The following is a 24716-nucleotide window of genomic DNA, read 5'->3' as shown; positions in this document are numbered from 1 at the left end:
CGCACTCAGGCGTTCGCGCTGCCGCGCACATCGAATTCGACTTTCCAGCGCTCGTTCGTGCCGCGCGGCACGGCTTCGAGTTCCAGCGTGCCGGCTTCAGTAATGCGTGCATGCAGCTTCACCGCCACGACTTCGCCGGGCGTGCGTCCTTCGGGCGGCAGCGTAGCGTGGATTTCCTCCAGCTCCTGCAACTCGTCGGGCGACCAGTAGTCGAGCATCGTACCCACCTGATCCTGCCTACGTACTGATGAACCGAAGAATCGGAAGTGCACGGGTTCGCCGACCACGAGACCGAATTCCTGAGGCGGCAAGGCCGCGTCGGTGCCCTCTTCCATACCGAAGGGCGCGAGGCACAACGCCTGGATAGGCGGCTCCATGCCGGGCACCGCCGGCATGGCCGACTCGATCGCAATGTAGTAGGCGCGTGCCGTGCCGCCACGAATGCGCACGCCCTTGCCGCGTTTAACGTAGCCGTAGTACGCCGCGCCGCGAGCGACCGCGAGGTCGAGATCGGCGCCGCCCAACAGGCGCGCAGGTGCTGCGCCTTCAGCCGCGAGCCAGCCGTTGAGGCCATCGAGAATTCGCTCGACGAGCAGCGTCGACTTGAACACGCCGCCGTTGAACAGGACGGCTGTCGGATGCAGGAAGCTCGCGTTCTCGGCCGGCACGTGCTGCAGTCCGTCGAGCTCAGCGAGCGCTGCGACCTGTCGGCCGAGGAACGCCGCGAGATGCCGCGTGATGCCCGCATCCTGCGCATACGGCAAGCCGAGTTGGGTCAGGCCGGCTCGCGTTCGGGTCACCGGCCGCGCCGATGCATCGACTTGCGGGAAGAAGCCGTCAAGAATCGTCTGCGTAAGTTCGGCGCGGGTCAGTTCGGTGCGGATCGAGCCGCCAATCAGTTTCGATCCACGGCTCGGCACGACCAGCGGCACCGTCTCCGTACTGCGATCGGTCAACAGCGTTTCCTTGGCCGCGCGGCACGCATAAGTGAGTGCGCGCAACTGCCATGGATCGGCCTGCGTTCCCTGAGCCGCCAGCTTGCGCGCGACCACGTGCGCCAGCGCCAAGTCCATGTTGTCGCCGCCCAGCAGGATGTGTTCGCCGACCGCGACACGATGCAACTCAAGATTGCCTTCGCGTTCGATGACCGCGATCAACGAGAGGTCAGTCGTACCGCCGCCCACGTCCACGACCAGGATGATGTCGCCGACCTTCACCTCCTTGCGCCACGCGCCGCCGCTTTTCTGGATCCAGCTATAGAGCGCTGCTTGCGGTTCCTCCAGCAGCGTCATGTGGGCGTAGCCCGCCGCTTGCGCTGCCTCGGCCGTCAATTCCCGTGCTGCAGGATCGAAAGAAGCAGGAATGGTGACGGTGACTTCCTGCTCGCTGAACGGTGCATCGGGATGCGCGTGGTCCCATGCTTCGCGCAAATGCGTGAGATAGCGAACCGAGCTTTCAAGCGGCGAGACACGCGTCACTTCAGGCGGCGCGTCGCTTGGCAGGATCGCCGCGCGGCGGTCCACACCCGGATGACAGAGCCAGCTCTTGGCGCTCGACACCAAACGAATCGGCGTCCCTGCGCCTCGGCTGCGTGCCATTTCGCCCACCGCAAAGTCGCGCTCGGTGGTCCATGGCAAAGCGAGGTCGCCGGGCGTCAGTTCGCTCGGATGGGGCAGGTAGAGAAACGACGGCAACAGTTCGAGCGCTTCAATGGCCCCCGGTGCGGTGAGCTGCGTGATTGGCAGCACGCCTTGAATGGTCTTCTCGCCGTCACTGGCGGAGAGGTCGACGTACGAGAGGGCGCAGTGGGTCGTGCCCAGGTCGATGCCGATCGAATAGCGCGGTTCAGTCATAGCTCTACCTCGGCCTGTGCGATCACGGTCGCATCGTGTGTCTTTGTCAACATCGGGAGCCTGACGTCCTCGACTCGCCAGCCGCGATGACTGATGGTGCCGTTGAACGGCGGCTTGCCGACCACGTTGCCTGTCAGCCGGATTGCGGTTGCGTCGAAGCCGTCGGCGAGCGTCACGCGGCTGCCTTCAGGCTCCTGGCGCACCGGGCGAATCGTGAAATGCTCGCGCAGCGTCGTGCGGCAGCCTTCGTGCACGAGCCTTGCCGCGGCGCCGATGTCCGCATCGGAATAACCTGCGATGTCCTCTTCGACGAAGTCAACGAAGCGCGCGCCACGCTGGAGCAGTCCCAGAAGCTGAAGCGCAGCCTCCGGACTTGTTTCCTTGATCGTGGGAGCGGCTGCGGGTTGGGGCGGCGTGACGGGGCCGGGCACGGCTGCCCCGTCGCGTAGCCGACGCACCTGGCCCGCGAATTCGCGGTCACCCAGCACAGCGAAAAAAGTTCCGACGGCCAAGGAAAACCTGCCGAGAAAAGACATGTTCGATTCGGTCATACAAAATGGCTCCTGTAGGCTCGCTTGAACAACGAGCTATCCGGCCGGCCGCGTGACAAGGCTCGTTGAAAGCCTTGAAGGGCAAGTGCCGGCATTTAATTCGTGAGCCCGACTGGGGGCTAAAACCCGTATTTTGCCTTGATGTGGCCGAGAGCCGGCCAATACGCGAATGGTGCAGGACTATTGTTGCGATTGCGATGCCGCGTGCGCGTGTGCATGGGGAGTGCCTGACGGTATCGATACACCCGTAAATCCCGCGAGCATTGCGCCGCCTGAAGGGTCTCAGGCGGTCGGGATTGGGTGCCTGCCTAAGGCAGACACACCGGCCGTTTCGGCTGCCGAAGCCGAAGCGCCCACTGCCGTCTGCTAGTCGCCGTCGAAATCCTCTTCGGCCTTGCGATTGCGGCGCTCTTCGTTGGCACGGCGAGCGCGCACGCGCTGGCGCCACAGGACGGTAATAACCTCTCCCGTAGTCGCGCCAGCGGGGATTTCGTTGCGGATGAGATTCGCCACCATTGGCAGGCCAAGGCGCTGCCTTCGCAGGGCCCGGGCGATGGCCGTGCGGCACTCCTGCCCGTGGCAATCCCATTCGTCACGCATTTTTCCGCAGTAACGGCACTCGTTCATGGCAAATAGTTTAACTGTAATCTCTGATGGCTTCCCTGCCGCAAGTCAAAACTCGCAATGCTTGGCCAGGCTTCTGTGCCTGGTCGTGCCCGGCCGTGGTTGTGATCATCGGCCTTGAGACACGTTGTTTGCGCGGTTCTCTGCGGGCATCGGCAGGACGCCGGAACCGGTCAGGAGTCGCTGAGGGTCAGTGACGCCATCACATGCCGGGCCTTCGCATACAAGGGTTTACAAACACGTATTCGCGTCAGCGACTACGCGCCGTATCGGAGATATCCGGGTTCGCGCCAACTAAAGTATTTACGCCTGTTGCCGATATTCAGACTAAGTACTGTCCCCGTTCAATTCGCCTTGTCTTTGCGTTTTTACCGCTTCAGAGTCGCCACCGTGGTCATACCATTGCCCGTTTCGCGATGCAGGTTCCAACGGTTAGCTTTCAGGTGCGTGTAAAGCGCTGACTGAAGCCGGGTCGTTCCATCCCGCAACCAAAAAGTAAACCTCCAGTGCGACGAATTGAGCTTGCCTCCCTGCTATCTGTCTTGGTCAGCGTCATTCTCATGTCGTTGTACGGCTGTCACCAGCAAAACCAGGCATCTCCGAACGCGACTACAGCCGCGCCGCCCCGGACCACCATCACTGCGTTGATCTGGGCCCCGGACTGGCCCGAGGAGATGCTGCAGATTGCCGCCGAGTTCAGCAAGGCCAATCCAGACATACGCGTGAATGTGCAGTTCATGATCGGCAATTCGGTCGAAGAAAATATCAAGCCCCGGATCGCCTCCGGCAACTTGCCGGACCTGCTCAGCGTCAACCCGAACGCATACTCGGCTGAACTGGCCGACCAAGGCTTTTTGGCGGACATCGGTGGAACCTCTGCATGGAACAACATGCTCGACCCTCTCAAGGGCGACTGGACGAGTCGCCGGTCCAAAAAATTCGGAATCTCCGGCGGAGTGGCTACGACGCTGATTTATTACAACGAGAACATGTTCGCGAAGGCCGGGATCAAGGAACTGCCGACCAATTTCCAGGAGTTCCTGACGGTTTGCGAAAAGCTCAAACGAGCGGGTTTTACACCTATCATGTGGAACGGTGGCTTCCCGAACATGCTCGGCAACGGTCCCTTCAGTTTCGGCTTTGCCAACAATGTGGTGGCACGCGAGCCGGACTGGAAGAAGAAGATGTCTGACGGCACGCTGGATTTGAACACGCCTCAGGTAGCCGATATTTTTGCCAAGATCCTGCTGATCGCGGACCGCGGGTATGTACAAGAGGGATTCATGGCGACCGACTACGATGAAGGCATACGTCTGTTCAAGGAAGGCAAGGTCGCGATGGCTTTTCACGGCAGTTGGGCGGCCGGCCTTTTCCTTCATGGCAACCCCTTCGAGGTTGGCGTGTTTATTCCCCCCTGGAACGCGCCTGGCAAGCGGGTGGTGCCTGTGATTGGCAGCGAAACCGGGTTCGCTGTGGGAGAGACACCCAATAAAGTCGCGGCAACGCGCTTCCTCGAGTTCATCGCCGGGAAGGGGTTCTCCATTCTCCAAAGAAAACGCCAGAACATTTCGCCATTCAAGCAGGTCGACGAAACAATGGTGAGCAATCCAAAGATTGCCGACTACACGGAGAGGGTAAGTCGCTTTTCCGTGACCTCCAGCCCGTACTATTCGGTTCTACCTTCCAATTCGATCGAGCGGCTGCATCAGTTGATGCAGGATGTGCTGTTCAAGAAGATCACGCCCGGGCAGGCCGCAAAACTCCTGGATGAATCTGTCAAGAACGAAGCAAAGATGCACTACAAATGAGCTCAATCATGGGTTCGCTGCGACGCATTTTCGAGTACCTCTCCCTGGACCTGTTGCGCCGTGTCGAGATTCGTTACCGGCTGATTAGCGCATTCATTCTGCTTTCACTGTTACCCATACTTCTTTCGGGATACTTATCGTATGTAGAATCGACTGCAGCGATCAGGGAGAAAGCGGAGATATTTTCGAAAGAGGTGGTCAAGCAGCTGTCCAAGAACGTCTTGCTGCGGATGGAGCAGGTCGAGACGGAAAGCAGCTTCCTTGTGCTCTCTGATCGGGTCCAAAGTGCGCTGACAAGGGTCGCAAACGGCAGCGCAACTGAGCAGAGCGAGGCGCGCCGGGATATGACCCGGCTGCTCCTGGAGCACTACGGATCGATTGATTTCATCAACCAGAAATATCTGCTCGACAAGAACAACCGGATCATGGACACCCAGGCGTTCGCGCAACTGACCCAGGGTGTGACGCGCTTGGTGGAGCAAGCTCCCGGTCACAATGGACATCCCTACTGGGGCAGTTACGACAACGGCGTTGGGCAACAAAACCTGGGGATGGTGCGGGCCATCATCAGCAAGAGCAACAATCAGCAGATCGGCAATCTGGTCCTGGTGGTTCGCCCCGAATATTTCTCGACGATTTTTAATGACGTCGCCTTGGGCAGTGGAACGGAAATCTACGTTCTCGATGCCAGCAGCAACAAGCTGATTGTCCGTGCCGACGACGCCTCCACGAATGCGGACGAGACCGCTGGCGAGACGGCCGAACCCGGCCTGATCGATAAGATCGCGCACAACCAGCCCTATGGCAAGCCAAGCGGTTTCGTCCCCTTCGAGGGAGAGCGCCACGCGCGCTACTTGGCCGCCTACTCGCAGATTCCCGGCACAACATGGTTTGTGGTCAGCACCATCCCGGAAGCGAAGCTGACGGCGCAGGCACAGTCGGTACGCAACCAGATCATCCTGGTCGGCATCCTGGGCTTCCTGCTTTCGATCTTTCTCGCCTACTTCATTTCCCACAGTATCTCGGCGCCGCTCAAGGAACTGGTGCGCAAGATGCACGATACCGGCAACGATGCGGGAGCTCAGGCGGAGGTCAGTGCGCAAGCGCTCACCCATGCCGACGGTGAGGACGAACTAGGCAGACTGGCGCAGCGTTTTGAAAGAATGCGCGAGGCGATCAAGCAGAAGATCCAGAAGATCAACGAGATCAACGCCTCCCTTGAGCAGACCGTCATCGAGCGCACGGCGGAACTCGTGACCCGGGAGCACGAGTCGCGTACGTTGATCGAGAATTCCCCGGACACCATTACGCGCTACGACCGGGACCTCCACCGCATTTATGCCAATCCCGCGTTCTGTGCCTCCGCGGGGTGCAGCCTCGGCGAATCGCTCGGCAAGCGACCCTCGGAGATCCCCGGCGGCGCTAACGCGCTGATCTACGAGATGAAAATTCTGGACGTCATTTCAAGCGGCGAAAGTTCGCAGCTCGAACTGAAATGGCTTAGTCTCGACGGACAGGAACAATGCACGCATATCCGCCTGACTCCGGAGATTGACCGGTCGGGCAACGTAAGCTCGGTGCTGGCCGTTGGTCGTGATCTATCGGACCGGATGGCATTCGAGGCGACGATCTGGAAACAGGCCAATTTCGATGCGCTGACCGATCTTCCGAATCGTCAGATGTTTCATGACCGCCTCGACTACGAGGCCAGACTGTCGCGTCGCTCCGGAAAGCGCATGGCCTTGATGCTGATCGACCTGGATCGCTTCAAGGAGGTCAATGACTCCCTCGGACACGACACAGGGGACACCCTGTTGATCGAGGCCGCCAGACGCATCACGTCGAGCGTGCGCGAATCGGACACTGTTGCGCGTCTCGGCGGCGACGAATTCACCGTCATTCTGCCCAACCTGGACGACACCGAAAGCATTGACCGGATCGCAAAGACGATCATCGACAACCTGGCTGTACCATTCAAGCTCGGCCCCGACGAGGCTTTCATATCTGCCAGCGTCGGCGTCACGCTTTACCCCGACGACACCCGCGAACTTGATGTCCTTTTCAAGAATGCCGACCAGGCCATGTATGCGGCGAAAAACGCCGGGCGCAATCGGTTCAGCTACTTCACGCCCGACCTGCAAGTGGCGGCGGAAAAGCGCCTGCGTCTCACGAGTGACCTGCGCGCCGCGCTGCCTGGCAAGCAGTTCCAGATCTATTACCAACCTATCGTTGACCTCGCGACTGGGGAAATCTACAAAGCCGAAGCATTGATCCGCTGGCTGCACCCCGAACGCGGCACGATCAGCCCGCTGGATTTCATTCCATTGGCCGAAGACACGGGACTCATCGTTCCGATCGGCGACTGGATGTTCAGGCATGCCGTGCAACAGGCCCGGCAATGGCGCAGCCGGTTCCATCCGTCGTTCCAGATCAGCGTCAACGTATCGCCGGTGCAGATTCGTCAGGACAGCCTGCTGTGTACCCAATGGCCCGACTATCTGATTCAGGAAGGGATGCCGGGGCAGAGTGTTGCGGTTGAAATAACCGAGGGACTGTTGCTGCATGCAGAATCGAAGATTGACGAGAAACTGCTGACCTTCCGTGATGCGGGGATCCGGATCTCGATCGACGACTTCGGGACGGGCTACTCGTCCCTGGCGTATCTCAGGCGCTTCGACATCGATTACCTCAAGATCGACCGTTCATTCGTGCAGAACCTCGCCTTTGATGAAAACAACCAGGCGCTTTGCGAAGCGATGGTCGTGCTGGCTCACAAAATGGGATTGAAGGTCATTGCCGAAGGGGTGGAGACGGCAGAGCAGCGAGATTTTCTGATCGCCGTGGGTTGTGATTTTGCCCAAGGCTTTTTATATTCCGAACCGGTTCCGGCTGATCAATTCGAGGTGTTGGTATGGCCGGCTCTCGAGGAAAGATCAGCCTGTCATTCCTGCGTTACGCCTTAGCGGGAACGCTCGTTCGCTGAACATGCGCGTAGACTTTCGGTATCAGTCCGCTTCGGACGGTTGCTATAGTGCGGGAGAACGGAATTAGTTGGACTGAGCCTCATTGAAAATCAAAGACTCGCCAATTTATTCGATGACGCGTTTGATGACGCGGAAGCGGATAAATTGGATTTGCCGAATTTGCGACGCGAATTTGCTGGATTCGCGGGAGGGTGAGATTGGCACACGGTTCGCCCGTTGCGGAAGGCGGTGTGCGGCCAGTCATCTAACGCCGTTATAGTCTCGTTTTCAAGCATGTTGCGTTCCTTGGTTGGCTCAGACGGCGATCAAGCCAAGCGCACGAAGCAGCTTGGCGAGATCGGGCTCCGCAGCGGCCGCCCGCATAACGGCTTCGATATCGATGCGTTGTGCCAGACCGGCACGAGGCATCGGTTTCCGATAGTCGGGCCAATTCCTGACAAGGACGTCTTCTGCGCGTTTGCTGTCGTGCGGCCGGAGAGCAGCACGGTTCGGCAGATGACGAAGCAGCACGGCCTCAAAGCATGGGTCCTGCCAAACGAGCGTAATGTTGTTATCGGCTGCCATACGGCGCGCCCTTTCAGCCCGCAGGGGATCGAGAGCGAGCTGGTCAGCGTCGAGCAGAAGAAAGCAGGCGTCGGGGGCGATGCGTTTTTTAGTCTGCTGCCCGATGCGCCTTACAGCTGTTTCAACGCGCGCAAGCGGGTCGCCAGCACCCCGGCCTAAATCTTCAATCTTCAAATAAAAAGGCAGGGCCGCCTCCGTAACGAAATCCTGAAGCAGGGCGGCATAACTGGCCTCGGAAGCACCTTCGCAACCGACATAAATCTGCCGTTTCAGGGGCCTGTGAGCGGGGCGTCGACGGGTCATCCGAGCAAGGGCACTCCACCATAGGCACCGCTCAAATATTTCCGATAATGGTTGTCATCGCGGCGAATCCTTACATCCATCAGGCTGAAGAAATTCGAACGGCCCTGGCGGTCTTTCTCGCAAATGACGATCTCTTCTTTCATGAGATCGTCCAGAAGCGATGCCGAATGGCAGGAAAGCCAAAGCTGTGCATTGAGTTTATTGCGCGTTTCATGATCGTAGAACCACCGCAATAGCTCTGGCAGAACAAGCGGATGAATAGCTGCGTCCATCTCATCAATCGCGACGACACCGCCCTGATCAAACGCCATCACCAAAAATGGAAATATCTTTATAAAGGCTCTGGTGCCGTGGCTTTCGAGCATCCACGGCATCTCGACGTCCAGCCCCGAATGTTTGAACATCAAGAAGGGGCCGTCCTTCCCATCCTGGAATCGCATCCCTTCGACCCCGACATCGATCCGACTCATCTCTTCGTTGAGACGCGTGAGAATAGTGGGCTGATCCTTTAAAAAATCGATGACGAATTTGTCCACGCTCGCATGCGCGACGGGCTCGATCGAAAAGATCGCTTTTCTTGCGATCTCGACAAAAAGTTGTGCGGTCGGATGCTGGAATTTCGCGAAAGACGAAAGGACCGAGTGATGCACGGCAAGCGTTTTCACTAGGTGCTGGAAGCCTGACAGGCTGAAGGACTTCGAGCCTCTGACCTTGCCGTCGGCATCACGGTCGAACACGCGCTGCCATTTGCCTTGGGCGTTCGGTTTTTGATGCAACGCCTCGTTCAGGAAACGTGTGGCGATACCATCTTTGACTTCAAGTTGAATTTCATAGCGGTAGATTCCCTGTTCGACCGTCCCACCATCCCGGGCCTGCTTCAGGATTTCGGGCGTTAGATTCATGACGCCGCCAAGCTCGATGGCCAGGCGCATTGGCCTGTTGGCCGATTCGGCGTCATTGAAGCGTTCGCAGCTAGAAAAACCAGGCGCTAGGCGCTGCACGCTGTCGCGCATGATGGTCGCAATAAACTGAAGCGCACGTAGAACGGTTGTCTTGCCGGACGCATTCGCGCCGTACAGAACAACTACTTTGGGCGCGCGTGTCGCCGAACCCTCGAAGATCGGGGCAAAGCGGTTTTCAAGGTCAGGGACCTTGGCGTCAATCGAGAGATCGAGCACTTGGCGATCACGGACCGAGAAGAAATTCTCGACTTCAAGTTTGTAGAGCATAGGCGACCTCGCATCGCTCTATCGTACGTTTTTAACGAGAAATCGTCAATAATTCGATTTAACGGTAGATTTGACGGGCTCAGCTGGACCTCTTGTGCTCTGTCACGTCAATATTCGGAGGCAAACGGAAGGTCGTTGCGCGCATGGCGGCCTCGGCGATGCTCGAGAAACAGTTTCTTTATCCCTTGCTCGGCTTCGCCGGATTGATCGCATAGGCCGAAAGAATGCGCAGGCCATCCTTGAGCAGGACATTAGTGCACCCTGATATTGACGCCGAATTAGATCGAGGACGATATCGGTCACTTCAAGTCGAATGCCACAGGTCGCGTCCGGACACACATTGAATTGTCGACCGTCGGTGCCGCTCTGCCGAATCTCTCATCTGCCCAATGATGACTGCCTCGGCGGCATCGGGCTGCCACACCGGCTCCGTCCGCTCTGCCTCGGAAGCTTCCGTTCCTGCCCCGCACCAGTGAACGGCCGAGTTGGGTCGTGAAGTGCCGATCGCCTTCCCAAAACGAACGCCCTACGGCTACGGCATTTGTTGACTGTCGCTGCCGATTCCGGGTAGTCCAAGCAATTCCGTGCTTTCGAGTCTAACTAACCGCGCGTTAGTCCAACTAATTCCGTTAACCGACAATAGTTACCTGAACATCGCCGATCAACCCGCGTGTCCTTCAACGGGCGCCAGCCGCACGTCAGCCTCACTGGCGAAGCGCCCTCGCGTTGCTGCTTGCAGGACACCATCTGACGACAGCACATCGATCAAATCATCTGCCGACATCGGATGACCAAGCAGAAAACCTTGCAGGGAATCGCAGCCAAGACGGGTCAGGAATTCTTGCTGTGCCCTCGTCTCCACACCCTCGGCCACGATATTCAGATTAAGTGTCTGACCCAGCGCCACGATTGCCGAGACAATCGCTGCGTCCTCTGTGTCACGGGCCAGGTCGCGGATAAACCCGCGATCGATTTTCAGCTCGCTTGCCGGTAGCCGTTTCAGATACAAAAGACTTGAATAGCCCGTGCCGAAATCGTCGATGGAAATACGCACACCCATATCGTGCAGTTGCTCCAGGATTCGCAGGCTTGCATCGGCATCGTGCATTGCCGTGGACTCCGTGATTTCGAGCGTCAGGCAACTCGGTTCCAGCAGATGGCGCTCCAGGGTCTCGCGGACAGTTCGAATCAGGCTCGCATGCGTGAATTGCAATGCCGACAGGTTGACCGCCATGGTCAGGTCGGCGTGGCCTGCGTTGCGCAACACCGCAATCTGCCGGCAGGCCTCGTCAAGAATCCATTCGCCAATTGGCACGATCAAGCCGGTTTTCTCCGCCAAGGGGATGAACTGGTCCGGCGGTATCAACCCGCGAGTGGGATGCCGCCAACGCACCAGCGCTTCCACGCCGATGACCGGCCCGTGGGGTGCAACGAACTTGGGTTGATATTGCAAGATCAGCTGGTTCCGCTCCACCGCCGCGCGCAGATCTTGCACAAGCTGCAATTGCTCATGCACATTGGCGTTCATGGAGGCTTCGAAGAAGCAGTAGGTATTTCGTCCTAGCGCCTTTGCGTGATACATCGCGGCGTCCGCATTGATCAGCAGGTCCTCCTGATCAACACCATTGCCGGGATACATCGCAATACCAAGGCTGGTCGACACGCGCAACTCGCGGCCGGCAAGCTGAAACGGCTCTCGCATGGCGGCCACTATTTTGTCGGCGAGGGTCGCCGCATCCGCCGGTTCGGCAACCTCCGCGAGCAATACGAATTCGTCTCCCCCCACACGGGCGATCGTGTCCTGTGATCGAACGTTCACCCCGATGCGTTGCGCGACATCGACCAGCAACAGGTCGCCGAGATGATGGCCGTAGGCGTCATTGACCGCTTTGAACCCGTCCAGGTCCATGAACATCAGGGCGAAGCGGCCGTGCTCACGATCAGCACTCTGGATCGCCCTGCCGAGCCGGTCTTCCAGCAGCATGCGGTTGGGCAGCTTGGTGAGGGCGTCATGCAATGCCAGGTAGGTCAATTCCTGGTTGGCCTTAGCGAGTGAGACCGCCAATACGGCGGTGCGCGCCTCCAGCCGCAGGTCAAGGACTGAAATGACCAGTGCGATGGTGAGTACCGACAGCGTGACAACAATGATCACAAGCGCCAGCCAGCCCGCGCTCACCCCTTCACGCACGGCGCCGCACACGCTCCCAAGCGGAAACTGCGCTGCAGCCATGCCGGTATAGTGCATCGCGACAATGGCGAGGCCCATCACCACCGCTGCGCCTGCGCGCATCGGCCGAACCACGGGTGAATGACGGCGCAGGTTGAATGCAATCCATAGCGCCGCGCCTGACGCAAGAATCGCGATGATCACTGACAGGATAAAAAGGAACGGGATGTAGCGGATTCCGGGCGTCATGCGCAACGCAGCCATGCCCGTATAGTGCATACCCGTGACCCCGGCACCGAGTAATACAGCGCCACCGATCAATCGCGGCACGGGCAATTCGTTCTGGCCCACGAGCCATAGCGCGAACGCCGACGACGCAATGGCGATCAGAAGTGAGAGAACGGTGATCGTGGGGTCATAGCCAAGCGAAATCGGCAAACTGAAGGCCAGCATGCCGACAAAGTGCATCGACCAGATGCCCGTGCCCATGGCGCATGCGCCGCCTGCCAGCCACCCAAAGGCTGCCCGTCCCTGTGAGGTAGAAATGCGGCCCGCCATGTCCAACGCGGTATACGACGCCAGAATCGCGACGAGCAGCGAGAACAAGACGAGCAAACTATTGTAGCTACCAGCAAGCATGGGGTATTCCATAAGTGTTGATCCGAACTGCGTGGATCTCTCTCGCCGCGTTCGCGCACGACAGTGTGAGCATCAAATGATGGTCGAGCGTTAGCCTCCCATGTAAAAACAAACGCCTGAGGCACGGAAAAGAAGTGGCCATGAGAGTCGGCCCGATGTGCGAGAGTCGAACTCTCGGCAACGGCTCACGCACTATCTATAACGACTCGCTGCTTGGAAACTTGAAAAAATTGAGCGCCGGTCGCCCTTCATGCCGCGACGACTCTGATGCGGGTGGTTGTGAGGGCGTGCCGAAAACACACGTGCCCGGCAGCAATCGATAAAGAATCGACCACTGCCGGGCACGGCTGACACTCTGTTGCAAAGCGTCAGTTACGACCTGCCATCAAGACAAATGATGCACCTCTTGCAAGCCGAACACCGGCGTTGGAATCCCCTCCATCCGCGCCTTGAGCTGCAGCGATAAATACTGCGAGTAGTGCCGCGACTGATGCAAATTCCCGCCGTGGAACCACAACGCCTGCTGCTGCGTAGGTTTCCACATGTTGCGTTGCTCGCCTTCCCACGGCCCCGGATCCTTGGTCGTGTTCGATCCCAATCCCCACACCTTGCCCACCTTGTCCGCCACCTCACGCGATATAAGATCTGCCGCCCAGCCGTTCATCGATCCATAACCTGTCGCGTACACCACCAGATCCGCTTCAAGTTCGCTGCCGTCGCTGAGCACAACCGAATGCTCCTTCAACTCGACCACGTCCACGCCGCTCTTCAGCTTGATCTTGCCGTCAGCGACAAGGTCCGACGCGCCCACGTCAATGTAATAACCCGATCCGCGCCGCAGGTATTTCATGAAGAGGCCCGAGTCGTCATCGCCGAAATCGAGCATGAAACCCCGCTTCTCCAGCCGGTCATAAAACTCCGCATCACGCTCCCTGATCGCGTTATAAACCGGGATCTGGAATTCGTGCAGGATCTTGTACGGTACCGATGCAAACGTCAGGTCGGCCTTCATCGTGGTCATGCCCGCGGCCACCGCGCGCTCAGAGTAAAGATCGCCCAGCGCCAGGTCCATCAGCGTATTCGACTTGACTATGTGCGTGGACGAACGCTGCACCATGGTCACGTCAACACCCGCTTCCCACAGCGCGCCGCAAATGTCGTGCGCAGAATTGTTGGCGCCAATCACGACAACCTTCTTGCCCTTGTAAGCGTCCGGCCCCGGATGTTTCGACGAATGATGCTGCTCGCCCTTGAAAACATCCATGCCCTTGAACGTCGGCGTATTGGCCTTGCCCGACATGCCCGTGGCGAGCACAAGTTGCTTCGGCCGAAGGGTCAGCTTTTCACCGCCGCGTTCGACTTCCACGATCCATTCGCCTGCAGCCTCGTCGTATTTAGCGGACGTGCACGTGGACGATCCCCAGTAGTTCAGCTCCATCACTTTGGTGTACATCTCGAGCCAGTCGCCAATCTTGTCCTTCGGCGAAAACACCGGCCAGTTGTCGGGGAACGGCAGGTACGGCATGTGGTCGTACCAGACCGGATCATGCAGGCACAGGGTCTTGTAACGAGCGCGCCATTGGTCGCCGGGCCGCTCGTTCTTATCGATAATAATTGCCGGCACACCCAGTTGCCGCAGCCGCGCACCTAACGCAATGCCGCCCTGCCCGCCGCCGACGATCAGGCAATACGGCTGCTTCTCGTAACCCAGCTTCTCCAGTTCGGCCTCGCGATTCTCCTTCCAGCTAGTGCGGTCCTTGCGTGCGCCATGTTCGGCGCCCATCGGGCGCTTGATGCCTTTTGGTTCTTCGTGGCCTTTGAGTTCGGTCATGGTCGTAAGCAGCGTCCATATCTGCCCGTCCTTCACGCGGATAAAACCCGTGCCGCGCGCAACACCGGTCTCGAACGTGATCCACGCTTGCGTGACGCCGTCCGCTTCGGTCGCCGTTTCGTTATCGGCAATCTTCAGCCTGGAAGGCTTGACCGTGTCCAGCTGCGATTCCAGCATCGCCGCAATCTGCTCGCGGCCTTCCATCGTCTTGATGTTCCAGGTGAACGCCACCAGGTCGCGCCAATAACCATCGGGCTGGAATAGCGCAACGGCCGCCGCTGTGTCGCCGCTTTTAAGCGCTGCTTCGAATGTCTCCAGGATATGGGTAATGGTTTGGTTCGGATTCTGCTCAGACATGGTCGCTCCTCCATGAGATACGGATCACTAAGTATCGATTGGTACCGATTAAAAAAGACGGGTTCTTTGCCCGCTAAAATGAAAACGCTTATTTAGTGCTAGCGCCTGTGCGGCGCCACTATTCCAAACTTCGCTATGCGCCGGTACAACGTTGCCCGCGATACGCCCAGTTCCTGCGCCGCCATGGCGGGCCGCCATTTCGCATCCGTCAACGCAGCAAGTATGCGAGTGCGCTCCAGTGCTTCGCTTTCAGACAACGCGGGTTGCGTGACAGGGTTAGCGGCTTCGCGCGATGTCGGTGTCGGCGCCGGGCTTCGGGAAGCGCGCACGACAGGCGGCCTGACACGCGCATGCAGCGGTGAACCTGAGCCCACTAACCTGAACGAGATGAGATCGCGGCCAGGGCGTGCATCGAGCAGGCGCTCGGCGCGGATATCGAAGAGTTCGGAGACGTGGCACGGCAACTGGTTCAATCCCGGAACACATTCTTTCGCGCGCCGATTAGCTGCGATCGCGTAACCGCGTGCATCGAAGGCGATGAGTATTTCCGGCTGCGCCTCAACGTAATGGCGGCTGCGATGCGCGAGCAAGACCCAGCAATGCGTGGTAGCGTTGAGAAAGAAACCGTCCTCGATCAGCAACGCGCTTTGCCGCACTATATGGTTAACCAGCCGCTGGCTCTCGCGCTCTTCGGGTGAGCGCACGGCGGACGCATCCAGCACGCCGATCAACTCGCCTTGCACGCCGAAGATAGGCGATGCGCTACACGTCAGCGTAGTGAACGCCGCGCGGAAATGGTCGGTCTTGTGGACGGTGATCGCCTCGGCGTCGAGCAGCACTGAAGCAACGCCGCATGTCCCCTCTTCTCGCTCGGACCAGCACGAACCGGGATACAAACCTGCACGCTTGAATTCATGACGGCGATCGCGATCCACCCGGTAGTCGATGGTCACACCCTCTGCATCGGTCAACATCACGCAGTAGTCGGCTTCGCGTACGGTTTCATGCAGCCGCGACAGGCATTCGCCGGATGCACGCAGCACGGTTTCCTGGCGCTGCTGGACATCGCGTAATTCGGGAACGGTCAGGATACGCGGACCGATAGTCGCGCCTGGATCAAGGTGATATTGCTCCAGAGAGCGCCTATACGACGACGCCAGCCGCGACGCATCAGCACCGGGGCTGCTCATGCGGCCTTCTATCACGTTGCGCACGCGATCGATGTGTCTGGTCTGCGAAACATACGGCATGAAGAGCCTCCGGCAGATTCGGTGCGCTCGCGCAATTCACGACACGCTGCAACCCGAAAACTTAAACGCATGGTGACGTTTTAGCATGCGTGTTCCGGGAGATCACACCGCAGTGCACCATCGAAGTTGATGAGACATTTGTCTCAATCAACAGCGAGGTTATCGACGCCTCGTTTCGTCGAGCGCAGCCATCTTCCGGTAGAGCGTGTTACGCGATACGCCCAGCATTCGCGCGGCCGCCGAGATGTTGCCGGCGTGGGTCTCGAGCGCTGCGGCGACGGCCGACAAAGCGAGATCGTCCAGGCGCGCGCTGTCTTTCGCAGACGGCGACATGACCGCTTGAGTGTTCTTCGCGTCGCGTTCGTCATCGAAGAAATCTTGCGGCAGATGGTCCAGGTCGATGCATGTCTCATCGTCGTCGAGCATCGCACACGCGGTCCTCAGCACGTTCGCCAGTTGCCGGAAATTCCCTGGCCACGCGTGGCGCATGAATGCCGCCAGCACCTCGGGTGAAACCCTGATGGGCTCACCGGTTGCCCGCTCGGCACGCAGGATCTTTTCGACGGTCACGGCTAGATCAGTACGCAGGCGCAATGGCGGCAACGTCACCAGCAGACCGTTGATCCGGTAATACAGATCCTCGCGGAATTCGCCGGCAGTGACGCGTTCGCGAAGGTTGCGATTGGTCGCGCAGATCAGCGCGAAATCCACGGGCACAGCGCGCGTGCTCCCCAGCGGCGTCACCGTGCGCTCCTGCAGCACACGCAGCAAACGGCTTTGCAATGAGAACGGCATATCGCCGATTTCATCAAGGAACAAGGTGCCGCCGTCGGCTTGCAGGATCTTGCCGCAAGCACCGCGTTTGGACGCGCCGGTGAACGCGCCCTCTTCATAACCGAACAACTCCGCTTCGATCAGCGTGTCAGGGATCGACGCACAATTCACCGCAACGAACGGCCCGTCGCTACGCGGCGAGTCACGATGAACCGCGCTCGCCAGGACATCTTTGCCGGTACCTGTCTCGCCGCCAATCAGGATCGGAATATTTTTACCGATCACCTTGCGCACTCGTTCTACGAGCGCCGCAACCTGGGCGTCGCCGGTCATCAGGTACCGCAGGCCGGAGAGCTTTGGCTGCGGTTCGGACACGCGTTTGCGTGCCACGACATCGGTGACATCGCGGGTGTCCGTCGAGAGTGCGACGGCGGTCGAACGCCTCAGATCTGCGCAAGCAAATACGTTAACGCCGCTGTGCAGGCAGAGCGAGATCGTGCGCTCGACAGGCGTTCCCGCGCCACTGCGCATCCGGTCGAACAACTCGCCGCACGAGACGTTAAACAACGACGACAGGGTATGCGCACGCAACGACGCAAGCGGCAAGCCGAACTGAAATTGGGCGCTGCGATTTGCCGAGAGAAAGCGCCCATCGGCCCTGAACGCAGCAATGCCTTCCATCAATGTGCCGATAAACTCGGGCCGCCCGTGAAAATGGATTCGCAATGCTTCGGGAAAGGCGCTGGTGAACAAATGGTTCTCGATCATCTGCGCGGACATCTTGGCAAGCGCCATGGTGTGACGGCTGTGACCGCGACAATCTCCGGTGACGTCGAGAACGCCCAGCAATTCTCCGAATGGATCAAGAATCGGCACGCTGGAGCATGCAAGGAACTGGTTCGCGCGCAGGTAATGCTGGTCGCCGAGCACCATGGTGGCGTCGCGCGCGGCAATGGCCGTGCCTATCGCGTTGGTGCCCTGGTGCTGTTCGCTCCATAGCGCGCCCGGACGCAACGCGACACGATCGGCACGAGCGAGGAAATCGTCGTCGCCGAGCGAATGCAGGATCAGCCCTTCAGAGTCGGTCAGTACGACCATGCTATGCGTATTGGCGATCTGCCCGTAGAGCGTTTCTATGACGGGCAGCGCATGCGAGCAGAGCGCGCGGTTCTGCTCGCGCTTGAGGACGAGATCGGCAACGCCCAGCACGCGGTAGTCGGGGCGCATGGTGTCCGACAGGCCGAAGCTGCGGGAACGTTCGTGCGATTGACTAATGATGTCCTGCCCCTCCCCATGGCCGGCGTGATCGTCGGCCAGCAGCGCAGGTCGGCTTGATCCGCTTGAACGGTCGACAGAAACCGGGTTCATAAGCAATGTCTCCTCCGCCAACATTCGCGGAGGGAGTCGGTCGTCAGCTCCGCCCGTCGCGTGGTCGATCGAGACAATGTACCACTGCTACAGTGTTCAACCAGTGACGTGCTCGACCGGATGGCGTTCGAGCCAGGCAGATTCGGTGTCGTCGAAAAGACGTGATCGCGTGAGAAAACGCAACCCGCTGGGGCGCTCCAGCGAAAACATGCCGCCGTTCCCCGGCACGCAATCGATGATCAGTTGCGTGTGTTGCCAATACTCGAATTGCGATTCGCTCATGTAGAACGGCACGCCGGCGATCTCGCCGAGGTTGACGTCCGATGAACCGACCATGAATTCGGCGACGGGGAAACACATGGGTGCGCTGCCGTCGCAGCAACCGCCGGACTGATGGAACAACACCTGCCCATGTTCGGCCTTCAGCTTATCGATCAACTCGATTGCCGCTGGGGTTACCACCACGCGCGAAACTTCTTGTTCGGTCATAAGGGTTTCCACTTAACGCGCAACATGACGAGCCGCAAAAGCGGCCCGCCGTTTCAATCAAAAAACCTCATCGATCAGAAGAAACCAAGCGGCTTCTGGCTATAACTCACCAACAGGTTTTTCGTCTGCTGATAGTGATCGAGCATCATCTTGTGGTTTTCCCGGCCGATACCCGATTGCTTGTAACCACCGAACGCCGCATGCGCCGGATACGCGTGATAGCAGTTGGTCCACACGCGGCCAGCCTGGATGTCGCGGCCGAAACGGTAGGCTCGTGTGCCATCGCGGGTCCACACGCCAGCACCGAGGCCATAGAGCGTGTCATTGGCGATTTCCAGCGCCTCTGCCTCATTCTTGAACGTCGTCACAGACAGCACCGGCCCGAAGATTTCCTCCTGGAAGATACGCATCTTGTTGTGACCGCGGAAGACGGTCGGCTTAATGTAATAGCCATTCTTCAACTCGCCGTCGAGCGCATTGCGTTCGCCGCCGATCAGGCATTCAGCGCCTTCCTGCTTGCCGAGATCGATATATGACAGGATCTTTTCAAGCTGCTCCTGCGAGGCTTGCGCACCGATCATCGTCTTCGAGTCGAGCGGATGTCCCTGGCTGATCGCCGCTACGCGCTTGAGCGCGCGCTCCATGAAGCGGTCATAGATGCTCTCTTCGACCAACGCACGCGACGGGCACGTGCAGACCTCACCCTGGTTCAGCGCGAACATGGCGAAACCTTCGAGCGCCTTGTCGAAGTAGCTGTCGTCGGCGTTCATGACATCGGCGAAGAAAATGTTCGGGCTCTTGCCGCCAAGTTCCAGCGTCACCGGAATCAGGTTCTGGCTCGCGTACTGCATGATCAGGCGGCCGGTCGTCGTCTCGCCGGTGAACGCGATCTTGGCAATCCGTTTGTTCGATGCCAGCGGTTTGCCTGCCTCCAGCCCAAAGCCGTTGACCACGTTCAGCACGCCGGCGGGCAGCAGGTCTTCGATCAATTCGAGCAGCACGAGTATTGAAGCGGGGGTTTGTTCAGCGGGCTTGAGCACGACGCAATTGCCGGCGGCTAGCGCAGGCGCCAGTTTCCACACCGCCATCAGGATCGGGAAATTCCACGGAATAATTTGCCCCACGACGCCTAGCGGCTCGTGAAAGTGATACGCGACCGTGTCCTCGTCGATTTGCGAAATCGAGCCTTCCTGAGCTCGTACGCAACCCGCGAAATAGCGGAAATGATCGATCGCGAGCGGGATATCGGCGGCCATGGTTTCGCGTAGCGGCTTGCCGTTATCGATGGTTTCCGCCACCGCGATGCGCGTCAGGTTCGCTTCCATCCGGTCGGCGATCTTGTTCAGGATGTTCGCTCGCTCGGCGGGCGACGTCTTGCCCCAAGCGGTCTTGGCTTTGTGCGCTGCATCTAGCGCGAGTTCGACATCAGCTTCGCGCGAGCGCGGAATCGATGTGAACGCTTCGCCCGTGATCGGCGAAATATTATCGAAATACTCACCACCTACCGGCTTGACCCATTGACCGCCGATGAAGTTGCCATACTGCTTTTTATACGGGAAATCGGTGTTCAAAAATTGCATCTCGGCGTGATTCATGTGCGTGCTCCTCGCATGTCGGTGAGAATGACCGCCGCGACTATGATTGCCGCGACCGGTGAATACATGCTTGCGAGATGCGTGCCAATGGGCGTCTTGCAGATGGGCATAGGTTGTGCGGGATTCTCGCTTGTGCACGAGGATCAGCAGGCGTTCCGTTTCGGAACACCTGCGCCGGAATTCGTGTTGAAACGGAACAGCGCAGTGGCGCGATGGTCGCGTACGGCGCGCAGTGAATTTGTTGTGCAAACTATGGGTTCGGGCCGTTAATCACGGCGGTGGCGTTCGTCGCAGGTGGGACTAGAGGAAGGGACACGCGATGGCATTGAGCGGCGTTAAAGCATTGGTATTCGATGTATTCGGCACGGTCGTGGATTGGCGCAGCGGCGTGGCGCGCGACGCGGCGCTGTTTCTGGCGCGGCATCCGATCAACGGCATCGACCCGGCGGAATTCGCAGATGCATGGCGTCGCCAGTATGGCCCTGCCATGGAGGAAGTGCGCAGCGGCCGGAGAGCATTTGTCCGGCTCGACGTGTTGCACCGCGAGAACTTGCTGACGGTGCTGGCGGACTATGGAATCGATGCCGCCAGGATTCCGGCCGAGGAAGTGGATGAGCTGAATCTGGCATGGCATCGGCTGGATCCGTGGCTCGATTCGCTCAGCGGCCTCACGCGACTCAAGGCCACTCGCATCATTGCGCCGCTATCGAATGGCAACATCGTTCTGATGCTGGACATGGCGAAACGCGCCGGCATTCCGTGGGACGCAATTCTGGGCGCGGAAGTCGTGCAAGCGTACAAGCCGATGCCCGAAGCGTATTTGAGAACCGCCGATGTACTGGGTCTGCGGCCGGAGCAAATGTGTTTGGTCGCCGCGCATAACAACGATCTCGCGGCAGCGAGGCAATGCGGATACAAGACGGCGTTTGTTGCGCGCCCGACGGAACATGGGCCGGGGCAGACGACGGATTTGAAGGCAGAAGAAGATTGGGACGTGATCGCGCGTGACTTTAATGATCTGGCGGATAAGGTGGGGGCTTAGGGCGGTTGGCGCTAACTCAAACCGTCTGCCGCTCGACAATATGAAACCCGACATCCACCACGTTCGTTTCCGTCACGCCTTTCAAGCGTTCTAACAAACAGCGCGCTGCGCTTACGCCAATACGCGTGCCGTCCACGCCGACGGTCGTCAATTGCGGACTCGTTTCCGAAGCGAACTCCAGATCGCCGAAACCGCAGATGGCCAGATGCGACGGCACGTCGATACCTCGCCGTTTTGCCTCGCCGAGCACGCCGATAGCAAGCAGATCCGAGCCGCAGAAAACCGCATCGAGCGCGGGCATCTGCTCAAGAAGCATAGGCAATGCGGTCTTGCCGATAGCCACCGAACTGGGCGGCGCAACTATCACCTCTGCTATATCGTGGATCCCTGCCTGCGCCAGCCGCTCGCGAAAACCGCTGATACGTGCAATCGCCCGATCATCGTTGGCGGATACCAGGCCAGGATGCGAAACGCCTCTCGCCAGGAACCGCTCTGCAACCGCCACGCCCACTTGGTAATGCGAGAAGCCCACGAGCATATCGATCGGCGTCTCCGTCATGTCCCACGTTTCCACAATCGGAATGCCGACATTGCGCAGCCTTTCGCGCAACGAATCCGTGTGCGCCACGCCCGTCAACAACACCCCTTCAGGACGCCGGCTCAAGACGGCGTCGAGCAACGTTTCTTCGCTTGAATCGCTGTAACCGCTCAACGCAAGCAGCACCTGATAACCGGCCTTCGACATGGTCTCGCTGAACACCTGAATAGTCTCGGAGAACAACGAGTGCGCGATGGTCGGAACAATCGCCGCGATTAGCCGCGATTTCGACGAGGACAACCCTCCCGCGAGCCGGTTTGGCACATAACCCAGTTTCTGCACGACCTGACGCACGCGCTCGAGCGTTTCCGGCGCGACCGATTCCGGATTGTTGAAAACGCGCGATACCGTGATGGGCGAGACGCCCGCGACAGCCGCTACGTCGGTGATGCGCAGCCCCTTCGGACCGCCGCGCGAGCGCTTGACCGGGACGGGCGGAGCTTCGTCCTGGGTGTCGATGGGGTCAGCGGTCGGCTTGTCGTTCGGCATGGTTTGAGTGGTTGCAGGAAGGCTGGACGCGGGTATTGTAGACAACGCCGGCCGCGTGTCGTCGCAAGAACGATCCTACGTCGCTTCCACCCTCCTCCGAGCGCCCGCCTCTTGCGTACCGTCATGACGATTGCGGCGAATCAGAATCAGCGTGACGACGCCGAACGTAAACAGACACGCTGCAGGAATCAGCATGGGCGCCTTCGTGCTGCCGCTCACCTGCCGGACCCATGGCACCAGGTTCTGCGCGATAAAACCGCCCACATTACCCAGCGAATTGATCGCCGCGATTCCGGCTGCCGCACGTGCGCCGGTCAGGAACTTGGGCGGCAGTGTCCAGAAGCACGGCAGCAGCAAATACATGCACGGCGCGCCGAGACTCAATGCAATGAAGCGCAACGTATTCGTCGGCAGGAACACGCTGCCGAGAAAGAACATCACACCGAGTATCGACGCGCAGAGCATTGCGGTCATCGTGCGGTCGGCTGCGCGCAACTTCGATGGCAGCCACGCGAGCACGATAGTCGCGAGCAGCCACGGCACGATGTTGATCAGGCCGTTGACGGTATTGCTGACACCGAACCCCTTGACGAGCGTCGGCAGCCAGTAGCTCACGCCATACACCGACATGGACAGCATCATGTAATACAAGGCCATTCCAATCACGCGCGGTTCCGTCAACACGCTCAGGAAATTCGTCTTCCCCGCTTCCGTTTGCGCTGCGAGGGCGCGTTCGTTATCGAGCGTATCGGCGAGCCATTTCTTTTCGGCATCCGACATGAACTTCGCTTTCAGCGGGGACGCCGGCAGATACAACAGCACGACGGCAGTCAGAAGAATCGACGGTATGCCTGTGACAATAAACACAAGCTGCCAGCCTTGCAGACCAAAGAGTCCACCCTTGTCCAGCAGCCAGCCGCAAATAGGCGCGCCCACCATGTTGCCAAGGCTACTGCCCACCGTGAAATACCCCAGCATCCGCACCCGGTGCCGCGATGGAAACCACAAGGTCAGGTAATAGATCACGCCGGGATAAAGCCCGGCTTCGGAAGCGCCGAGCAGGAAGCGCAGCACGTAGAACATCGTGGCGTTTTTCGTGAACGCGAGCAGCAGGGTGACAATGCCCCACGTCAGCATGATCCGGGCGATCCAGCGCGGTGCGCCGTACTTGTGCAGCAGCACATTGCTCGGCACCTCGAAGATCAGGTAGCCGATGAAAAACAACGACGCGCCAAGCCCGTACGCCACTTCGCTCAAACCGAGACTGCCCAGCATCTGCAGCTTGGCGAAACTGATGTTCGACCGGTCGATATACGCGATCAGATAGAGCAGGCCAAGCAGCGGCATCAGCCTGAATGCCAGCCGGTTGATCAGCGGTGTTTCATCTATCGCTTGCGGAACAGTATTCACCGTGTCTCCTGCGCTCGCTGCGTGCTAGCGAGCCGTTATAGGTCCAACATTTAGCTCTGTTTTTGCGCGCGCCATTGCGCGTAGGCCGCGAGCGTTTCTTCATTCGGCGGATAGGTGCCGCGCAATGGCCTGCCTTCATCAATACGTTGCGAGATGAAGATTTCAAGCTGCTCCTGCTCGGTCGCATCGCGCGCCACGTCTTCCGCCATTTCGCGCGGCACTATAACGACGCCGTCCACATCGGCGACGACAATATCGCCCGGATACACCGCCACGCCGCCGCATGCTATAGGCACGTTCATATCCACCGCATGATGTTTGGCGAGGTTCAGCGGCGCGCTCGCGCCCGCGCACCACAGCGGCAAACCGAGTTCGGAAATCGTGCCGCTGTCGCGCACGGCGCCATCGGAGACCATGCCCGCTACGCCGCGCTTCGCCAGCCGGAGTGCGAGAATCGATCCCACCGATGCCACCGAGCGGTCGCCGCGACAATCCTGAACCAGCACGCTGCCCGGCGGCGCGCTCTCCACCGCCTTGCGCTGCGGATGGTCGGGGTCCTGGAACACGCCCACGTGATCGAGGTCTTCACGCGCCGGAATATTGCGCAGCGTGAATGCCGGTCCAACGAGGTTCGGTGCGCCCGGTGCGGGCTTGACGAGCGGCGCGACGCCTTGCAGGAATACGTTGCGCAAGCCGCGTTTGAACAACTGCGTGGTGAGCGTGGCAGTGCTGACATGGCGCAACAGTTCGAGCGCAGCGTCGCTGACGGGGGTATCGGACGGGTTCATAAG

Annotated in this window: 17 protein-coding genes; 3 read left to right on the top strand and 14 right to left on the bottom strand. The window is 59.3% G+C overall.

The window, feature by feature from the left end:
• Window positions 1-5: 5 nt before the first annotated feature.
• The 3 genes from FH08_RS0120145 to FH08_RS0120135 form a co-directional block, all read right to left on the bottom strand.
• Window positions 6-1853: an Hsp70 family protein gene (locus FH08_RS0120145; RefSeq protein ID WP_031360074.1), complete on the bottom strand. Its 1848-nt coding sequence runs from the start codon at window positions 1851-1853 to the stop codon at window positions 6-8.
• On the bottom strand, window positions 1850-2404 hold the full coding sequence (locus FH08_RS0120140) for a DUF2760 domain-containing protein (protein ID WP_031360073.1): 555 nt from the start codon (window positions 2402-2404) through the stop codon (window positions 1850-1852). Before FH08_RS0120140 ends, FH08_RS0120145 begins: the two co-directional genes overlap by 4 nt.
• Window positions 2405-2770: 366 nt before the next feature.
• Window positions 2771-3031 (bottom strand): hypothetical protein, encoded by a 261-nt coding sequence (locus FH08_RS0120135; RefSeq protein WP_031360072.1) that lies wholly within the window; start codon window positions 3029-3031, stop codon window positions 2771-2773.
• 557 nt (window positions 3032-3588) lie between these two features.
• On the opposite strand from FH08_RS0120135, the gene FH08_RS0120130 reads away from it, so the two are divergent.
• Window positions 3589-4836 (top strand): ABC transporter substrate-binding protein, encoded by a 1248-nt coding sequence (locus tag FH08_RS0120130; RefSeq protein WP_031360071.1) that lies wholly within the window; start codon window positions 3589-3591, stop codon window positions 4834-4836.
• Complete coding sequence (locus tag FH08_RS0120125) at window positions 4833-7799, top strand: EAL domain-containing protein (protein ID WP_031360070.1); 2967 nt, start codon at window positions 4833-4835, stop codon at window positions 7797-7799. The genes FH08_RS0120130 and FH08_RS0120125 overlap by 4 nt, the downstream gene beginning before the upstream one ends.
• Window positions 7800-8114: 315 nt before the next feature.
• On the opposite strand, the gene FH08_RS54160 is transcribed toward FH08_RS0120125, so the two are convergent.
• The 8 genes from FH08_RS54160 to adh form a co-directional block, all read right to left on the bottom strand.
• Entirely contained in the window at window positions 8115-8687 is a 573-nt protein-coding gene (locus tag FH08_RS54160) for an RloB domain-containing protein (protein WP_075583353.1), read from the bottom strand.
• Window positions 8684-9916 (bottom strand): AAA family ATPase, encoded by a 1233-nt coding sequence (locus FH08_RS0120115; RefSeq protein WP_031360068.1) that lies wholly within the window; start codon window positions 9914-9916, stop codon window positions 8684-8686. Before FH08_RS0120115 ends, FH08_RS54160 begins: the two co-directional genes overlap by 4 nt.
• Window positions 9917-10577: 661 nt before the next feature.
• Window positions 10578-12722, bottom strand: a complete 2145-nt coding sequence (locus tag FH08_RS0120110) for a putative bifunctional diguanylate cyclase/phosphodiesterase (RefSeq protein WP_051888383.1) — start codon at window positions 12720-12722, stop codon at window positions 10578-10580.
• Between the two features lie 385 nt (window positions 12723-13107).
• Window positions 13108-14910 (bottom strand): NAD(P)/FAD-dependent oxidoreductase, encoded by a 1803-nt coding sequence (locus FH08_RS0120105; RefSeq protein WP_031360066.1) that lies wholly within the window; start codon window positions 14908-14910, stop codon window positions 13108-13110.
• Between the two features lie 98 nt (window positions 14911-15008).
• Window positions 15009-16160 carry a sigma-54-dependent Fis family transcriptional regulator gene (locus FH08_RS0120100; RefSeq protein WP_031360065.1) on the bottom strand — a complete coding sequence of 384 codons (1152 nt, stop codon included), beginning with the start codon at window positions 16158-16160 and terminating at the stop codon, window positions 15009-15011.
• Between the two features lie 159 nt (window positions 16161-16319).
• Window positions 16320-18302, bottom strand: coding sequence for a sigma-54-dependent Fis family transcriptional regulator (locus tag FH08_RS0120095; protein WP_081889521.1), 1983 nt, complete (start codon window positions 18300-18302; stop codon window positions 16320-16322).
• A gap of 96 nt (window positions 18303-18398) precedes the next feature.
• Window positions 18399-18791 carry a DUF779 domain-containing protein gene (locus tag FH08_RS0120090; protein ID WP_031360063.1) on the bottom strand — a complete coding sequence of 131 codons (393 nt, stop codon included), beginning with the start codon at window positions 18789-18791 and terminating at the stop codon, window positions 18399-18401.
• A 74-nt stretch (window positions 18792-18865) separates the two neighbouring features.
• Window positions 18866-20386, bottom strand: a complete 1521-nt coding sequence (adh, locus tag FH08_RS0120085) for an aldehyde dehydrogenase (RefSeq protein WP_031360062.1) — start codon at window positions 20384-20386, stop codon at window positions 18866-18868.
• Window positions 20387-20705: 319 nt separating this feature from the next.
• Between adh and FH08_RS0120075 the strand changes: the two genes are divergently transcribed.
• The gene (locus FH08_RS0120075; RefSeq protein WP_031360060.1) at window positions 20706-21428 is read left to right on the top strand and encodes a haloacid dehalogenase type II; all 723 of its coding nucleotides are present in this window, start codon (window positions 20706-20708) and stop codon (window positions 21426-21428) included.
• 16 nt (window positions 21429-21444) lie between these two features.
• Here the strand turns inward: FH08_RS0120075 and FH08_RS0120070 are convergent, their stop codons facing one another.
• The 3 genes from FH08_RS0120070 to FH08_RS0120060 all read right to left on the bottom strand — a co-directional run bounded on the left by FH08_RS0120070 (window position 21445) and on the right by FH08_RS0120060 (window position 24713).
• A complete protein-coding gene (locus FH08_RS0120070) occupies window positions 21445-22515 on the bottom strand; it encodes a LacI family DNA-binding transcriptional regulator (protein WP_031360059.1) in 1071 nt (356 codons plus the stop codon).
• A 75-nt stretch (window positions 22516-22590) separates the two neighbouring features.
• The gene (locus FH08_RS0120065; protein WP_031360058.1) at window positions 22591-23925 is read right to left on the bottom strand and encodes an MFS transporter; all 1335 of its coding nucleotides are present in this window, start codon (window positions 23923-23925) and stop codon (window positions 22591-22593) included.
• Window positions 23926-23975: 50 nt separating this feature from the next.
• Window positions 23976-24713, bottom strand: coding sequence for a ribonuclease activity regulator RraA (locus FH08_RS0120060; RefSeq protein WP_031360057.1), 738 nt, complete (start codon window positions 24711-24713; stop codon window positions 23976-23978).
• Window positions 24714-24716: the final 3 nt, after the last annotated feature.

Origin of the sequence: Caballeronia sordidicola (assembly GCF_000729995.1) — a bacterium.
GTDB lineage: Bacteria > Pseudomonadota > Gammaproteobacteria > Burkholderiales > Burkholderiaceae > Caballeronia > Caballeronia sordidicola_A.
Note: the sequence above shows the minus strand (reverse complement) of the source record. Positions and strands in the feature narration are given on the sequence as shown.

Excerpts from the sequence above, each read along its gene's own strand:
- FH08_RS0120140 (WP_031360073.1), bottom strand. The coding sequence starts at position 2,404 with ATGACCGAATCGAACATGTCTTTTCTCGGCAGGTTTTCCTTGGCCGTC.
- FH08_RS0120075 (WP_031360060.1), top strand. The coding sequence starts at position 20,706 with ATGGCATTGAGCGGCGTTAAAGCATTGGTATTCGATGTATTCGGCACG.
- adh (WP_031360062.1), bottom strand. The coding sequence starts at position 20,386 with ATGAATCACGCCGAGATGCAATTTTTGAACACCGATTTCCCGTATAAA.
- FH08_RS0120135 (WP_031360072.1), bottom strand. The coding sequence starts at position 3,031 with ATGAACGAGTGCCGTTACTGCGGAAAAATGCGTGACGAATGGGATTGC.
- FH08_RS0120125 (WP_031360070.1), top strand. The coding sequence starts at position 4,833 with ATGAGCTCAATCATGGGTTCGCTGCGACGCATTTTCGAGTACCTCTCC.
- FH08_RS0120060 (WP_031360057.1), bottom strand. The coding sequence starts at position 24,713 with ATGAACCCGTCCGATACCCCCGTCAGCGACGCTGCGCTCGAACTGTTG.
- FH08_RS0120090 (WP_031360063.1), bottom strand. The coding sequence starts at position 18,791 with ATGACCGAACAAGAAGTTTCGCGCGTGGTGGTAACCCCAGCGGCAATC.
- FH08_RS54160 (WP_075583353.1), bottom strand. The coding sequence starts at position 8,687 with ATGACCCGTCGACGCCCCGCTCACAGGCCCCTGAAACGGCAGATTTAT.
- FH08_RS0120095 (WP_081889521.1), bottom strand. The coding sequence starts at position 18,302 with ATGAACCCGGTTTCTGTCGACCGTTCAAGCGGATCAAGCCGACCTGCG.
- FH08_RS0120110 (WP_051888383.1), bottom strand. The coding sequence starts at position 12,722 with ATGCTTGCTGGTAGCTACAATAGTTTGCTCGTCTTGTTCTCGCTGCTC.
- FH08_RS0120070 (WP_031360059.1), bottom strand. The coding sequence starts at position 22,515 with ATGCCGAACGACAAGCCGACCGCTGACCCCATCGACACCCAGGACGAA.
- FH08_RS0120105 (WP_031360066.1), bottom strand. The coding sequence starts at position 14,910 with ATGTCTGAGCAGAATCCGAACCAAACCATTACCCATATCCTGGAGACA.
- FH08_RS0120115 (WP_031360068.1), bottom strand. The coding sequence starts at position 9,916 with ATGCTCTACAAACTTGAAGTCGAGAATTTCTTCTCGGTCCGTGATCGC.
- FH08_RS0120130 (WP_031360071.1), top strand. The coding sequence starts at position 3,589 with ATGTCGTTGTACGGCTGTCACCAGCAAAACCAGGCATCTCCGAACGCG.
- FH08_RS0120100 (WP_031360065.1), bottom strand. The coding sequence starts at position 16,160 with ATGCCGTATGTTTCGCAGACCAGACACATCGATCGCGTGCGCAACGTG.
- FH08_RS0120145 (WP_031360074.1), bottom strand. The coding sequence starts at position 1,853 with ATGACTGAACCGCGCTATTCGATCGGCATCGACCTGGGCACGACCCAC.